Genomic DNA, 15,141 nt, shown 5'->3' on the forward strand with positions numbered 1-15,141 from the left:
CGCTCACAAATGTGGGCAAAGAGGTTTAAGCCGGCAAGACTTGTCGGCTGCCGAACCGCGCCGCGATCGGTCTGAGTGAGCATGCTGCCGATTGCTGGAGGTTCGTCGTGGCCAGAGGTGCCACCTTCGCCGCGTTGCGCCACCGCAACTACCGGATCTGGGCGCTCGCCGGCTTCGTCTCCGTCATCGGCACGTGGATGCAGGTCCTCGGGGTCAACTGGTATGTCCTGAAGGAAACTGGCTCGGCGACGTCGATGGGCTTCGCCGTGCTGCTCCAGGCGGCGCCCACGCTGCTGCTCAGCGTCTGGGGTGGCGTGCTGGCCGACCGGCTGCCCGCCCGCCCGTTGCTGATCGCCGCCCAGGGCGCCCACGCGGCGCTCGCCGCCGGACTGGCGGCGGTCGCCCTGACCGGGGTCGGCGGCCTGCCGCTGATCTTCGCGATCTCGCTGGCCACCGGTGCCGTCTCGGCGATCGAAGGCCCGGTGATGGGGCGCTGGGCCGCCAGCCTCGTCGACCGGGAGACGCTGGGCAACGCGCTGGCGCTCGGTTCGCTCACCAACTCCGCCGGCCGCATCCTCGGCATGAGCCTCGGCGCGGTGGTGGTGGCCGCCGTCGGACCCGCCCTTCTGTTCGGCATCAACGCGGCCAGCTTCGCCGCCGTGGTGGTGGCGCTGTTCGCCGTACGCCCGGGAGCGGTGCCCGGCCTCCCGGTGCCGGACGCCGGGCGGACCCGGGGCGGTGTCCGCGCCGGGTTCGCCTACCTGCGCGGGCAGCCGGTGCTGCTCCTCGCGCTCGCCCTGTCGTTCGTGCTCGGCAGCCTGGGCCGCAACTACCAGGTGACCATGGCCGCGATGAGCGACGGGCCGCTGGACGCCGGGGCCTCCGGGTACGGCCTGCTGTCGACGGTGTTCGCTGTCGGCACCGTGGTGGGTGCGCTCGTCGCGGCCCGGCGGCGTTCGCTGGGCTACCGGACGCTTGTCGTCGCGGGCCTGCTCGCCAGCGGGTTGCAGATCGTCGCCGGCCTCGCACCGGGCACCTGGAGTTTCGCCGCGGTGATCCTGCCGATCGCCGCCGCCGCTGTGGTCATCGACACCACAGTCGGCACCCGCGCCCAGCTCGACACCGACGGCGCGATGCGGGGCCGGGTGCTCGCCGCCCTGGCTGTCACCGGCTCGGTCTCCGCCGCGGTCGGCGCCCCGCTGCTCGGTTGGCTCGCCGAACACGCCGGGCCCCGGCAGACGCTCGTCCTCGCCGGCGCCGCGGCGGCGATCGCCACGACGGCGGCGGGCGTCGCCCTGGACCGGCAGCGCGGCCGCGCGGCGACCCTCGCGCTCGTCGTTCCGCGACCTCGTCATCCGGTACGACGAGCGGCGTTCCGGGCCGCCCGCATGGTCCGGCCCACCGGTGCGGTCTGCGTCATCGCGCCCGCCGAAGCCGGTGCGGTGCGGTCGGGCGGGGTGCGGCTCCGGGAGTTGGTCACCGCCGGGCCGGTAACGAACCGCTGAGACAGCTGTCACCCTCGGCGGCCGGCTTCCGGGACAGGGCGACACGAAGATCATCGTTACGCTGCGATCATGGAGATCGAGGAACGCCTACGGCGGACTCGCCGATGGCTGTGGGTCGTGCTGATCGGGCTCTTCCTGAGCGGTGTCACAGCGTTTCCGCTGGAGATCGAGGTGCGCTGGCTGCTGCGCGCACTGGACCCGCTCGCCGGCCAACTGCCCGCGCTTGTCGCCTGGATCGAGCGGGTGCACACCGGGCTCGTGACGGCCGGCGAGGACTACCCGTTCCTGCTCTACGGCACCGACTGGTTGGCCTTCGCCCACCTGGTGCTGGCGGTGGCCTTCTGGGGGCCGCTGCGCGACCCGGTGCGCAACGTCTGGGTGGTGCAGGTCGGCATGATCGCCTGCGCGGGCATCATTCCGCTGGCGCTGATCTGCGGCCCGATCCGGGACATCCCCTGGTTCTGGACTGTCGTCGACCTGTCCTTCGCGGTCGGGGCGTTCCCGCCGCTCTGGTTCGCGTACCGGCACATCCGCGCCGTCGAAGAGGCAGGAGCTTCAACCCCGTAAACCCTGCCGCCGGCCAGGCTGCTCCGACCCCGCCGGTCGATCATGGAGTTGTGGTGGGCAGAAGGTACGCCCTTGCCTCATCTGTGAGGCACCACAAGTCCATGATCGACGCGGGCGGGTGGGGCTAGTGCGACATCAGGTGGTGCGACTCGCGGATCTTGTCCCAGGACCTGGGCTCGGTCGGCGGAGCGGCCTTACGGGCGGCGCTGGCCACGTCGGGCCGGCCGGCGGTGAACAGCCAGGTGGTGAACAGGTCGTCAAGGTCCAGTCCGGAGATCCGCTCGGCCAGTGCCTGGAACTGCTCGATGGTGCCGTTGCCGTACCGGCGCTCGGCCGTCCACGTCGGCAGGATCTCGAAGAACGCGTCATCGCCGACCGCCAGCCGCAGCTGGTGCAGGGTCATCGCGCCCCGGTCGTAGACGGCGTTGTCGAAGATCCGAGCGGCGCCCGGGTCGCCGGGCAGCACCTGCCAGAACCCGTCGTCGGCCGGGTAACTGGCGTAGGCGAAGTCGAAGACCTCCTGGGCGGTGCCCTCGCCCTGCTCCTCCGACCAGAGCCACTCGGCGTACGAGGCGAAGCCCTCGTTGAGCCAGACGTTGCGCCAGTCGGCCACCGATACCGAGTCGCCGAACCACTGGTGGGCCAGCTCGTGCGTCACCACGTAGGTGTTGGCGCCGCGTCGCCAGAAGCCCGGCCCGTACACCGGGCGGGTCTGCGTCTCCAGCGCGAAGCTGATCCCGTCGACCGGCCCGGCCACGCCGCCCTGCGCCTCGAACGGGTACGGGCCGAAGAGCCCGCTCTCCCAGTCGACGATCTCGGCGGTCCGTTCGATGCTGGCCCGCGCGGCCGGCCCGAGCGCCCCCAGCGACGTGCTGTACGCGTTGATCACCGGCTGGCCACTCGGGGCGGTGTCGGTGACGATGTCGTACTGGCCGATGGCCATGAAGGCCAGGTAGGTGGTGGTGGGGGAGGTGGTCCGCCAGATCCACCGGGTGCGGTTGCCGGCCTCGGCCAGCGGCGGCCTCGGCTGCACGCCGTTGCTGATCACCTCGACGCCGGTGGGCACCGACACCGAGATGTCGTAGGTGGCCTTGTCCAGCGGGTGGTCGTTGCTCGGGAACCACCACCACGCCGACTCGGGCTCGCCGACGGCGAGGGCGCCGTCGTCGGTACGCGTCCAGGCGGTGTAGCCGTTGACCAGGGCCTCCGACGGGACACCGGAGTAACGCACGACGATGGTGAGCTGCTGGCCCCGGGTCACGGTGCGGGCCGGGGTGACCACCAACTCGTGCGCCCCAGCGGTGCTGGTGCTCGCCGCCCAACCGTTCACCCGGACCGACTCGACGTCGAGCAGGAAGTCCAGATTGAACGTCGAGAGGTCCTCAGTGGCGGTGGCGAGGATGGTGGTGGTGCCGGTGAGCAGGTCGGTGGCCGGTTCGTAGCGCAGCCGGACGTCGTAGTGCTCGACGTCGTAGCCGCCGTTGCCGTAGTCGGGGAAGTAGCTGTCGCCCAGTCCGGGCGCGCCGGGTTGCGGCGCTGCGGAGACGACCGGACGGCCCCAGCCCGTCGGGGCGGCCTGGCCGGGGGTGCCGGCGAGCATGGTGCCGGCGGTGGTGAGGGTCAGGGCGGTGGTGGCCGCCGTGAGGACTCGTCGCACGGGGTGGACTCCCTCCATCGGGTGTTCGCCAGGCCAACTTAATCGACAACTGTGAACGTCGCCGGTCGCCACACCCATCGTCGGTCGTCGCCCCCTGGCGTGCGTTGCACCGCAAGGTCACACTGTGTTGATCGGAGGTGACACGTGCGGCGCTCGGAGTTGCCCAGGCGAGAGGTGATCGGCCAACGGCAGGCGACAGCAGGTCGGGAACGGCTGCCGGCCGGCGGCCTGGAGTTGTTCGCGCTGCTCGCCCGGCTGTTGCGGCGACCCCGTCGCGGCGACCGCCGGCTCCCGCTGGTGTGGCTGGTCCGCTCCGACACCGCGGATCTGATGGTGCCGCTGCGCCGGTTCCTCGGCCAGGGCCCCCGGCGGCGGGTCCCGCACGCCGTGCTGGACGCCGACGCGTCGCCCGGCGCGGGGGACGTGCCGGCGCTGCTGCGCGAGCTGCACCGGCAGCTCTCCCTGGAGGCCTTCGGCGCCGCCCGGCTGCGCTTCCGGCACTATCCGCTCGCCGACTGGCTGATGCAGCAGAGCCTCAACCTGGGCATCGACGCCGACGACAGCCGCGCGGCACTGGTCCGCCGGCTGCGCGACCGCAGGGGCCCGCGCACGCCGGAGGCGTTGCCCTCCGGCGGCGACGCGGTCAGCATCGCCTCCCAGGTGCTGCTCTGGCTGGTCCGTCGCGCCGTGCCGGGGGTGGTCTTCCGGGCTGCCGTCTCCGGTCGGGTGCCGGTGCTCGGGCGGCACTACAACTGGTTCATGCGCCAGCAGTATCTGGCGCCCCGGCAGTCGGTCACCTTCCTCGGCTTCGCCGAGCGCCTCACCGCGGGCTGGCGCGACGGGGAGCAACCCGACCAGGTCAACAAGCTGCTGCTGCACGCGTTCCTGGAGGACCTGCGGCAGGCGTACCGGCGTCGGCCCTGGCGCCCGTCGGACTGGCGGCGCACCGCGTACCCGGCTCTGCTGATCGATCACGTCGCCCCCGGCAACGTCGGCGGGGAGCTGGTCCGCCTGCTCGGCGACGTCCGCACCGAGACCGGCCGCAACGACCCGCTGCTGATCGTCGCGTCCGGTGGGCAACCCCCACCGGACCTGCCGGAACCGCACCCGTTGACCGAGGCCGACGAGGCGTACGACGAGTGGGCCGGGGCGCTGCCGGAGATGCGACGGCTGCGCCGCCCGGCCACCTGGCTGGTGGCGCTGCGCCCCGACGAGACCGACACCGGCCCACCGTCACGTGGCGGGCTGCGGCCCTTCTCCGCGCCCGACCCGCCGTGGTGGTCGCGGCGCTTCCTACCGACGGCGCTGTGCCTGGTGCTGGTGGCGGTGCTCGGCCTCTGGGTGGCCAGCCGCTGGGGCCGGGCTGTCACCCCTCGCTCACCGGAAAGGTCTCGGTCGAGGTGGTCGGCAGCGGCGAGTGTGTCGGCTACAGCGACAGCGCGGCCCAGGTGTTCAACAACGACCCCGGCCAGGACCGGCTGCGCACAGTTCAAGAGCGCATCTTCGCGCAGAACCGCGCCGCCGAGGAGGTCTGGCAGCGCAGCGACCGACGACGGCCCTTCCTCACCCTGGTCTACCTCGGCACCCTCACCGGCAACCGGACCCGCGCGGACGAGGAGTCGTACGTCTCCGAGCGCGAGGAGCTCGAAGGGATGGCCACCGCCCAGTACGCGTTGCTGAAGGAGTCGGCCGGCGCCGACGGCGCGGCGCTGCTGCGGATCGTGGTGGCAAACGGTGGCCGCCAGATGATCTACGCCGATCGCGCCGTGGCGATGCTGGCCGAGCTGGCCCGGGACGACCCCACTGTGCTCGGGGTGGTCGGGCTGGTGGAGAGCCGCACCAGCACCGCCCGCGCGCTGCGCGAGCTGAACCAGGTCGGGCTGCCGGTGCTGGCGCCCACCCTCTCCGCCGACAGGATGGACGCCAACTCCCGCCTCTACCTCCAGATCTCCGCACCGAACAAGGACCAGGTGAAGCTTGTCGACGCGTACGCCAAGCAGGTGCTGAAGGTCAACGACGCGCACGTCTTCTACACCACCCTGGAGGGCAGTTCGCTCACCGAGGACCTCTACGTGGGCACCCTCGTCGACGGGCTCCGACAACAGTTCGGCACCCGGATCACCCGCCTAGACGAGTGGCGCACCGGGCAGCGGCTGACCGACGAGTGCGGCTACCCCGGGATGCTCTTCTACGCGGGCCGATGGACGGAGTTCGACGGTTTCCTGCGGGCGTTGCGCGAGTGCGGCGGCAACCCGCCCCGACACCTCGTCGCCGACGACTCGGCCAACAGGTACATGGCCAACCCGGGTCTGCGCGCCGCCGCGCCCGGGAACCTGCCCGTCACGTACGTCTCCAAGGCGGCCCTGGCCACCTGCGCGGCGCTGCGGGCCGCCCAGGACCGGCGCGACGACGACGCGCGGGCAAGCTTCCTGTCCTGGATCCAGGCCGACGACCTGCTCGACCCGCCGCGCTGCCGGCCGGGCTCGGAGGAACAGGTCGGCGAGCGCGTCAGCCTGGCCTACGACGCGTCGATGATGCTGGTCCGGGCGGTGGAGAGCCTCGCCGCCCGACTGCACCACGCCGACCCCCGGCAACGCTGGGAGCCGGAGTCGGTGAACCCGGTGGGCGTGCACGCGGAGGTGCTCCGGCAGAACGCCGGTCAGGGCTACCCGGGGGTGGCCGGGCTGATCCGGTTCACTCCCGACTCGGGGGAGCCGGTCGACAAGCGGCTGGCCCTGATGCGGGTGGAGCAGGTGCCCGACGTGGCGACGGCACCGGTGGAGGTGTTCCGCTGCGGGGCCGCCGACGGGTCCGGCCCGGCGGCGTGCGGCCCGGCCTGACCGGTCCGGCGTGACACGTCCTCGCAGGACTGTCCGCGTGCCGTCGGTGTCCGTTAGGGTTCCTGGGACCAGGCGGCCGTGGCGTTGGGGGCAGAGGGTGGGCAGGCTCGCGTCGGCGTACGGGCAGGCGGTCAACTCTCACCGGGCGGCCCGGGCACATCTGGACACCGCCCGCAGCGTCCTGGGGGCGGCGCCGACCGCCGTCGCGCCGGTCGGCGCCGACGACCTGGTGACCCGCCTCGCCCGCCTCGGCGGTGCACTGGCAACCCCTGCCCCGGGCGTCACCCCGCTGACCGACGAGCCGGCCGCGGTGCGGATCGGCGAGGCGTCCACAGCGGACGGCACCTTTCCGGTGCTGGTCCCGCTCGGCGGCGGCCACCACCTCGCAGTGGACACCGACGCCCGGGACCCGCAGGTCGCCGGGTTGCTGCGGGCGCTGGTGCTGCGGCTCGTCGCCACCGCACCGGCCGGTCAGGTCCGCGTCGCCGGCATCGACACCGCAGCGCTCGGCGCCACCTTCGGCCCACTGCGACCACTGCTCGACGCCGGGGTGCTCGACCCGCCGGCCACCGGCGAGGCCGAGGTTGCCGCGCTGCTGGACGCCGCCGAGCAGCACGCCCGCGCCGCGCAGCACTGTCAGCCCGCCGCCCGTCGCCTGCTGGTGGTGGTCGCCACCGCCGCGCCGCCGCCGCGCGAGCTGGCCCGGCTCGCCGCGCTCACCCACGCCGGCCCGGCGGCCGCCGTGTGCGTGCTGCTCGCCGGCCATCCGTCCCGGCTGCCCGGCGAGACCGCGCCGCCGCTGGGCGGCACCACAGCGGTGCGGCTCAACCAGGGGTACGCGCACGTCGGCGACCCGCCCGGCACCCCGTTCAGCGCGGACGGCAGCGGGCTCGCCGTACCCGTCCTGCTCGACGGCGACCCGCCGCCCGCCTCGGTACGCGCGCTCGCCGAGCACCTCGGCACCGCCACCCGTCGCGCCGACGCGTTGCCCTTCACCGACCTGCTGCCCGAAGGGCGTTGGGCCGAGTCCGCCGGCAACGGCCTGCGCACGGTGATCGGCCGGGCCGGCGGCACCGCGCTGACGCTCGCCTTCGACGACGCCACCCCACACTGGCTGGTCGGTGGGCGCACCGGCGCCGGCAAGACGGTCTTCCTCCTCGACGTCCTCTACGGGTTGGCCGCCCGCTACTCGCCGGCCGAGTTGCAGCTCTACCTTCTCGACTTCAAGGAGGGCGTGAGCTTCACCGAGTTCGTGCCCACCGGTCGGGATCCGTCCTGGCTGCCGCACGCCCGTGCCGTCGGCATCGAATCCGACCGCGAGTACGGTCTCGCCGTGCTGCGTGAGCTGCGCCGGGAGGCGCAGCGCCGGGCCACAGCACTCAAACGGCACGGCGTCACCAAGCTCGCCGACCTGCCCCGGGACAATTCGCTGCCGCGCATCGTGACGGTCATCGACGAGTTCCACGTGCTGCTCGCCGGCAACGACCCGCTGGCCCGCGAGTCGGTCGACCTGCTGGAGGAGTTGGCCCGCAAGGGCCGCTCGTACGGCATCCACCTGGTGCTCGCCAGCCAGAGCATGACCGGCATCGAAGCCCTCTACGGTCGGGCCGAGGCGATCTTCGGGCAGTTCGCGTTGCGGGTGGCGCTGCCCGGCGGTGGTGGAGTGCTCGACCAGCTCAACGCCGCCGCCGCGGCCCTACCGGTCGGCTCCGCGGTGGTCAACACCGCCGCCGGCGCGGTCGGCGCCGACACGGTGCTGCGCTTCCCCGACGCGCACGCCGCCACGGCGGACCTCGCCGCGTTACGCCACGACCTGTGGCAGGCCCGCCCGCCGGGCTCGCGGCCCCCAGCGGTCTTCAAGGGGTACGAAGCCGCACGGATCGAGGACGACACCACGTTCGCCGGGTTGCGTCCCGGTGGTCGACGCCCGATGGCCCTGGTCGGCCGAACCGTCGACGTGCACGGCACCACGGCACTGTTCCTGATGGACACCACCCCCGGCCGGCACCTCGCCGTGGTGGGCACCGCACCGGCCGGCGCGGACGTGCTGCGTGCCGCGACGCTCAGCCTGGCCCGCCAGCACACCCCCGGCGACGCCCGCTTCCAGTTGGCCTGCCTGGTCACCGCCGCCGACCCGGTCGCCGACGACACCGAAACGCTGCTGCGGGCCGCCGGCCACCCGGTGCAGCGCCTCGACGCCGCCGGGCTGCGCGACCGGATCGCCGCGCTGGCCGCCGAGCCCACCGGCCGCGAATACCTTGTGGTGTTCGGCATGGACGCCGCCGCGCCCGTCCTCGGGGCCACCGACCCCGCCACGTTCCGCTCCGGCCTTGACGACCTGCGTACCGTCCTGCGTCAGGGCCCCGGCCAGGGGGTGCATCTGCTCGGCTGGTGGCGGGGGCTGCGCCGGCTCGCCGACGACCTCGGCGGCACCCAGAACCGCGACGACGTCGCCTGCCTGGTCGCGCTCAACGTGCCCGGCGCCGAGCTGGCAATGCACCTCGGAGCGCACGACCTGGCCTACACGCCCCGCCCCGACCGGGCGCTGCTGATCGACCGGCACGACCAGCGCACCCGGCTGATCGTTCCGTTCGTCGGCGACGGGCACGACCCGGACGGGGAGCGGTGACAGTGTCCTTCGAGGAGTACGCGGCGCTGGCCCGACAACTCTCCGCCCAGCACCGCGCCGGGGAACAGCACGCCGCCGCCGAATCCGCGCGCCGCCGCGACCTGCACGCCGCCGTCGACTACCTCCAGCAGCGGCTGACCGCCCAGGGCCAGCGCCTCGACCAGCTCGGCCGCGCCATCGGCATCGACCAACCACCCCCTGCCCCTGCCCCGGCCCCGGGGACGCCGGGTGAGACCGCCGCCTGGCCCAGCCCGCCGTCCGGCGCCGGGGTGCCCACCGCTCCCAGCTCCGGCCCGCCCTTCGCTGCCGGCGCTCCCACCGCACCCGGAACCGGGGACGGGGAAGTCGCCGGCGCAGCCGGCGCGCCGGGGCGGGCGGGGGTCGGGGCGTACCCCCAGTTGGCGGCGGGGGAGGCGCGGCTGGCGCTGCCGACGGCGGGGAGCCCGGCGGGCGGCGGGGTGCCCGCGCAGCGCGTGGCGGCGGCCGACCCGGCGGTGGAGTTGGAGCTGGCCCGGCGGATGGCCGACGAGGCCGACCGGCATGGGCAGCAGACGGAGTTGCTGGCCCAGCGGCCAGCGCTGCTGCCGACGTGGTCGCCGCTGGCGCGGGCGGTCGCCGTCTACGCCGCGTGCGGCGCGGCGGCCGGGGTGCTCGTGCTGATCCTGGTGCTCGCCTCCGGGGTCGGTCTGGTGGACGGGTTCACCCTCGGCGCGTGGATCTGCGCGGGGTTGCCGGCGGTGGCGTTCTTCGGCGGCTACCTGGTGCTGGGCCGGTGGGGGCGGCCCGCGATGGTCGCCGGCACCCCGCCGCGATATCTGCCGCTCGGTTTCCTGATCTGTTTCCTGGTGGTGCCGATGGCCTACTGCGCGTACCTGCTGATGGTCCGTGGCCTGCGCTGATGACTGACCTGACATCCGGTCTGCGCTTCGCCGCGCAGCCGGTCGTCAGCGTGTTCGTGCCGGGCAGGCCACCTGGGCACACGACGCCGCCATCCATTGTGTCCGCCTCGGTGCCGTAGTCTCGCGCCCCGAGCGCTATCGGTGCGCAATGCGCTTGCCGGGGCTCCGGATCGTCACACCTCGGCGTCTCCTGAGCGGTAGGTCGAAAGGTTGGTCAGGGAATTGCAGGGACACACGTCCACCGAGGTTGAGCCGATGCCGGCAGGGGGCGGGATCGCCGTTTCGCCGCCGGTCAACGCCGAAGCGGCGACGCCTCGCTCCGAACAGGAGTCAGGGCCGTCGGTCGTCACGGCATCACAGCAGGCCGGCCCGGGCGCGGTGGTCGCCGGTTTCGGGCTGATCGCCGTCGGCGCCGTAGGGGGCTGGCTGATCTGGCGCAGCGGCGCCTCCGCGGCGAAGATCCAGCCCGAGGACACCACAGGTGTCTTCCTCACCCTGTTGGTCTTCGCCGCAGCGGTCGAGCGGATCCTGGAACCGTTCTCGCGGTGGCTTCCCGGACGCGCCGCCGAGGCCGCGCTCTCCCGGACGGTGGCCGACGTGACCAGCCGGGCCGACGGCCCCACCGAGGCCGACCGCGAGGCGATCGCCGTGGCCACCGCCAAGGTCGCGCGGGCGAAGGCGAACCGCACCATCGTCGCGTGGGGCCTCGCCAGCGGCCTGGCCACAGTGGCGTCCAGCGCCGGCGGGTTCTACGTTCTGCACGCGGTCGCCGGTGCCGACTGGAACGGAGTGGCAGTCTGGGTCGACGCCGTGGTGACGGGTGTGATGGTCGGCAGCGGCACCAAGCCGCTGCACGACCTGATCAGCCGGGCGCAGAGCGGCCCGCCGTCGGCGTAGCCCCCTGCCTGGCCGTCCGGGCCCGCCGGAGGGCATGATCCACTCGGTTCCACGGAAGTCGGGGTATCCGTGCCATCGGGATACCCCGACCTCAGCTGTCCCGCGTCGCTCCAGATCTTGGACAGTTTCCGTTACGAGCTAACGGAAACCGTCCAAGATCTCGGTCGCCACACGGACTCGGTCGGGGCACGGTTGCTCGCGTGGAGGGACCACTGCCCACGAGGCGACGCGGGAGCGGGCGGCCGGTCGCGCTGGGTGCGCGGATCTCGTACGCTCCCATGTGGTCTCTGCCGGTGCGGTGGCGGAGGCGATGGTCGATCACGGGGAGGTGCGCGTGAGCGCAGCACAGATCATCGCGAGGTTGGCGGCGGCGTCGCAGAAGCTGGACGAGGCGAAGGCCAAGACCGCAGCGGCAGCACAGGACGCGGCCGAGGCGCGGGCACTCGTCGCCGGTGCGCTGGAAGGCGTGGCCGCCGGTCCGCTGATCAGCATGATCGACTCCTACCGTCAGGCGCTCGCGCAGGCGTCCCAGGGTGGTGACCCCGCGAAGCAGCATGTGCAGGAGACGATCGCCAAGGTCCGAGCGCTGGGCAATTGACCACGGGTGGTGACAGAGCAACCCACCAACCACCAGTGCGACGTGCGATTCCGCTCGTCACAGACGCCCTGGTCGCACGGCTCGAATCCGCCGCTGATCGGCGCGACACCCCCGTGCCGGACCAGAGGTGTCAATCCATGGCGGGTTCGCGTTCGATGACGACGACCGGGATCTCGCGGTCGGTCTCCTTCGCGTAGCGGGCGTACGTCGGGAAGACCTTCGTCATCACCGGCCACAGCCGGACGCGCTCGTCGCCGGTCGCGGTCCGGGCCCGACCGACGATCCGCTCCGCGCCGACCTGGATCTCCACCGCCGGGTCGGCGCTCAGGTTCAGGTACCAGGCGGGGTGCCTGGCCGCGCCGCCGTTGGACGCCACCAGCACATAGTTGTCGCCGTCGCGCCCGTACATCAGGGCCGTGCGGCGCAGCGTGCCCGATCGGCGTCCCCGGGTGGTGAGCAGCAACGAGGGTACGCCGTGGAAGGTGCCCCCGTCCGCGCCGTCGGTCTTCACGTAGCGCCGGATGTGGCTGGCGACCCAGCCGACAGGGCTGTCCTCGACCGTCTCGTGCTGCTCGTGTGTGGTCACGCCATCGCCTCCATCGTCGAGCCCGGACGGTCGAACGGGGTGTCGATCATACGCGGGGCTCATGCGGTGGCCGGCGCGCAAGAGGGTGCCGGCGGTTGTGGTCGAACGTGATGCCTGTGAGTCATCGTGATGACTCACAGGCATCAGGCTCTCCAGGGACATGGCCTCCCGGGGCCGCAGGCACCCGGGGCCGCAGGGACCGAGCCGGCGGGGGAGGATCAGCCGCGCGAGCGCGGCAGGCAGCACTTCTTGTACTTGGCGCCGGAGCCGCACCAGCAGGTGTCGTTGCGGCCGGGTGGCCAGGCGTTCACGCCGGCCTCGTCCAGGCTGTCGGCGTACTCGTCGAGGGTTTCCTCGCTGGTGGGGTCGCTGTCGGTGCGTTCGGCGAAGGCTGCCAGGTCGGCGACCGTGCCGACGACCACGCCCAGGTCCGCGCCGCCCATCCCGGAGGCGTCGACGAGGGCGCGTTCGATCTGGGCGCGGTGCTCGTCCCAGGTGGCGGGGTAGCTGTCGACCAGGGTGGGCCAGCGCAGCAGCAGCGCGGTGAACTCCGCCTGCGGCCAGAACAGCAGCGTCGCCGGGCCGTCGTCGAGGGCGTCGAGCGCGTGGGTGCTCGCGGCGCGCAGCCGGTCGGCGAGGTTGTCGTACTCGTCGTGGGGTAGACCCTGCTCTTCGCGCAGGTCGTGGCGTCGCTGGGCCAGGCCGTAGATCATGGCGGCGGCCTCGTCCTGGGCGTCCTCGGATTCGTGCTGTTGGGTGCGGGTCCGTTCCAGGATGGCGTCCAGTGCCCCGGTGAGCCATTCCAACGCCGTGTCGCCGTGGCCGGACTCGGCCAGCTCGTCGATCAGGTACGTGGCCGCGGGATCGGTCTCCAGCAGCGGACGCAGGGCGGTCAGCTCGGCCATGCCCTCGTCCGAGCGGTCGAGGCGCAGCAGCAGACCGCCGCGCACCGCTCGGGCGTACGCGTTGTCGTCCGGCTGTTCGGCGATGGCGCGGGTGGCCAGGGCGAGCGCGTCGGCCAGGTCACCGGCCTGTTCCAGGATGTCCGCGGCGACCAGCAGGGCGTACCCGGTGTCGTCGGGGTCCGCTACCCGACCCTCGTCGACGGCACCTACCAGTTCGGCGACGAGCGCGGCCGGGTCGGGGCTCTCGAAGCCGAGGGCGCCGATCTCCTCGATGCGGTCGGCGGTGAGCAACTCGGACATGGGCGCATCCTGAAAGACGACTGTCGGTGGGTGGGGGAGCGGCCAGCGTACTCCTGGACGTGGAGCAGCCCGGGCGGCGAACCGCCCGGGCTGCGACACGTTTCCTCAGCGGGTCGCCGGCATGGTGGCGAACTCGCCGGCTAGCTCCGACTCGACGATCGTTGCGGCGGACGGCCGGCGACCGGCCGACGGCCGCCGGGCGGACGGGACGGCGAGGGCCGCGAGCGCGGCTGCCAGGGCGATCGCCGTGAGGACGAGAAACCCCATCGTGAAGCCGGCCTCCCTGGGCAGGCCGTTGGCCTGCGGGTTGGCGGTGATCACGCCGCTGACCACTGCGGCGCCGATCGCGCCGCCGATGGTGCGGATGTTGGCGTTCATGCCGGTCGCCACGCCGGTCTGGCTGGCGGGCACGCTGGCCACGATCAGGTTGGCCATCGAGGCGAAGGCCAGGCCGATGCCGAGGCCGACCAGGCCACCGGCGATGGCGACCTCCCAGCGGGTGTCGTGTGCGGTGGCGAGCATCGCGGAGGCGGCCACGTTGAAGGTGGCACCGGTGGCGAGTTGCGCCTTGGCGCTGAAGACGGCCTGGAGTCGCCCGGCGATGACGCCGGCGACGAACATCGCACTGACCATCGGCAGCATGAGCAGACCAGCCTGGCTGATGCTCGCCCCGAAGCCGTAACCGGCGGCGGTAGGGGTCTGCAGGAACTGCGGGAGGAACGCGTACATGGAGAACATCGACGCGCCGTAGAGCAGGGCGACCAGGTTGGTGGTCCACACGCCGGGCAGGCGCATCATCCGCATGTCGATCAGCGGGTTGCTGGAGCGAAGCTCGGTGACCAGCCAGCCGACCAGCAGGACCACGGCCAGCGCCAGTAGACCGAGCACCCGGGTGGAGGTCCAGCCCCAGGTGGCGCCCTGGCTGATCGGCAGCAGCAACGCGACCAGCCAGCCGGAGAGCAGCACTGTGGCGCGCCAGTCGATGCGACCGGGGGTACGGACCGGCGACTCGGGCACGAACAGGTGCGCGGCCACCGCGGTCAGCCCGACCACGATCATCGGGATCCAGAACAGCCAGCGGTAGTCCAGCGTGCTGACGATCGGGCCGGCCAGCACGATGCCCAGACCGCCGCCGACGGCGACGATGGCCGAGATGGCGGCCACCGCGGTGGAGACCCGCGCGGCCGGGAACTCGTCGCGGATGATGCCGAACGACAGCGGGAAGACCGCTCCGCCGATGCCCTGTACGACCCGGGCGAGGATGAGGATGCCGATGTTCGGCGCGATGGCGGCGAGCAGGCAGCCGAGGGCGAGGGCGGCGAGCGAGACGACGAGCATCCGCTCCTTGCCGATCATGTCGCCCACGCGTCCGAGGATCGGCGTGAAGATCGACGCGCTGAGCAGGTAGGCGGTCAGGACCCAGGTCACTGTGTTCTGGGAGGTGTGCAGGTCCTGCTGGATGGTCGGCAGCACGGGGGTGATCAGCGACTGGAGCATCGCGAAGAACCCGGCGCCGGCCGCGAGCACGGTGAAGGTGAGCCGACGCGAGCTGCGTCGGGAGGTCACTGCCACGAGAGGAAACTCCCTGATTACGTACGGGAATGAAGGCTTGTCGTCCGTCGTCGGACGGGGTGGTCTGTCGGGGTCCGGGCGATCGGGGTGGCCAGGCGGCGATCGGGCGGGTCCCGAGGTAGAGTAACCGGAGGCACCCCTCCGGGATTCCGGAGGGGTGCCTCCGCTAAGCTAGCGGAGGGCGTC

The 15,141-nt window shown here is 72.8% G+C and carries 12 protein-coding genes; 8 read left to right on the forward strand and 4 right to left on the reverse strand.

Annotated features, from left to right (window positions below; translation table 11 throughout):
* Positions 1–107: 107 nt before the first annotated feature.
* Positions 108–1,505, forward strand: coding sequence for an MFS transporter (locus AB0K35_RS20575; RefSeq protein ID WP_238667340.1), 1,398 nt, complete (start codon positions 108–110; stop codon positions 1,503–1,505).
* A 69-nt stretch (positions 1,506–1,574) separates the two neighbouring features.
* Entirely contained in the window at positions 1,575–2,072 is a 498-nt protein-coding gene (locus AB0K35_RS20580) for a hypothetical protein (RefSeq protein WP_238667339.1), read from the forward strand.
* A gap of 124 nt (positions 2,073–2,196) precedes the next feature.
* On the opposite strand, the gene AB0K35_RS20585 is transcribed toward AB0K35_RS20580, so the two are convergent.
* Entirely contained in the window at positions 2,197–3,729 is a 1,533-nt protein-coding gene (locus AB0K35_RS20585) for a M1 family metallopeptidase (RefSeq protein WP_238667338.1), read from the reverse strand.
* A 144-nt stretch (positions 3,730–3,873) separates the two neighbouring features.
* Between AB0K35_RS20585 and AB0K35_RS20590 the strand changes: the two genes are divergently transcribed.
* The 6 genes from AB0K35_RS20590 to AB0K35_RS20615 all read left to right on the forward strand — a co-directional run bounded on the left by AB0K35_RS20590 (position 3,874) and on the right by AB0K35_RS20615 (position 11,592).
* Entirely contained in the window at positions 3,874–5,409 is a 1,536-nt protein-coding gene (locus AB0K35_RS20590) for a hypothetical protein (RefSeq protein WP_363886861.1), read from the forward strand.
* The gene (locus AB0K35_RS20595; RefSeq protein WP_363886864.1) at positions 5,382–6,569 is read left to right on the forward strand and encodes a hypothetical protein; all 1,188 of its coding nucleotides are present in this window, start codon (positions 5,382–5,384) and stop codon (positions 6,567–6,569) included. The genes AB0K35_RS20590 and AB0K35_RS20595 overlap by 28 nt, the downstream gene beginning before the upstream one ends.
* Positions 6,570–6,666: 97 nt before the next feature.
* A complete protein-coding gene (locus tag AB0K35_RS20600) occupies positions 6,667–9,198 on the forward strand; it encodes an FtsK/SpoIIIE domain-containing protein (protein WP_363886866.1) in 2,532 nt (843 codons plus the stop codon).
* A 2-nt stretch (positions 9,199–9,200) separates the two neighbouring features.
* Complete coding sequence (locus AB0K35_RS20605; RefSeq protein WP_363886868.1) at positions 9,201–10,097, forward strand: hypothetical protein; 897 nt, start codon at positions 9,201–9,203, stop codon at positions 10,095–10,097.
* A 255-nt stretch (positions 10,098–10,352) separates the two neighbouring features.
* The gene (locus tag AB0K35_RS20610) at positions 10,353–10,994 is read left to right on the forward strand and encodes a hypothetical protein (RefSeq protein ID WP_238667334.1); all 642 of its coding nucleotides are present in this window, start codon (positions 10,353–10,355) and stop codon (positions 10,992–10,994) included.
* A 334-nt stretch (positions 10,995–11,328) separates the two neighbouring features.
* Entirely contained in the window at positions 11,329–11,592 is a 264-nt protein-coding gene (locus AB0K35_RS20615) for a DUF6244 family protein (RefSeq protein ID WP_357362812.1), read from the forward strand.
* Positions 11,593–11,722: 130 nt separating this feature from the next.
* Here the strand turns inward: AB0K35_RS20615 and AB0K35_RS20620 are convergent, their stop codons facing one another.
* From AB0K35_RS20620 to AB0K35_RS20630, 3 genes are all read right to left on the reverse strand, one after another.
* Positions 11,723–12,178 (reverse strand): nitroreductase family deazaflavin-dependent oxidoreductase, encoded by a 456-nt coding sequence (locus AB0K35_RS20620; protein ID WP_363886872.1) that lies wholly within the window; start codon positions 12,176–12,178, stop codon positions 11,723–11,725.
* Positions 12,179–12,396: 218 nt separating this feature from the next.
* Positions 12,397–13,383 (reverse strand): SEC-C domain-containing protein, encoded by a 987-nt coding sequence (locus tag AB0K35_RS20625; RefSeq protein WP_238667332.1) that lies wholly within the window; start codon positions 13,381–13,383, stop codon positions 12,397–12,399.
* Positions 13,384–13,488: 105 nt separating this feature from the next.
* The gene (locus tag AB0K35_RS20630) at positions 13,489–14,955 is read right to left on the reverse strand and encodes an MFS transporter (protein WP_238667331.1); all 1,467 of its coding nucleotides are present in this window, start codon (positions 14,953–14,955) and stop codon (positions 13,489–13,491) included.
* Positions 14,956–15,141: the final 186 nt, after the last annotated feature.

It is taken from the genome of Micromonospora sp. NPDC053740 (assembly GCF_040677775.1).
Lineage (GTDB): Bacteria > Actinomycetota > Actinomycetes > Mycobacteriales > Micromonosporaceae > Micromonospora > Micromonospora alfalfae.

Coding starts and splice junctions, on each gene's coding strand:
- AB0K35_RS20580 (WP_238667339.1), top strand. CDS start 1,575: ATGGAGATCGAGGAACGCCTACGGCGGACTCGCCGATGGCTGTGGGTC.
- AB0K35_RS20595 (WP_363886864.1), top strand. CDS start 5,382: ATGGCCACCGCCCAGTACGCGTTGCTGAAGGAGTCGGCCGGCGCCGAC.
- AB0K35_RS20610 (WP_238667334.1), top strand. CDS start 10,353: ATGCCGGCAGGGGGCGGGATCGCCGTTTCGCCGCCGGTCAACGCCGAA.
- AB0K35_RS20625 (WP_238667332.1), bottom strand. CDS start 13,383: ATGTCCGAGTTGCTCACCGCCGACCGCATCGAGGAGATCGGCGCCCTC.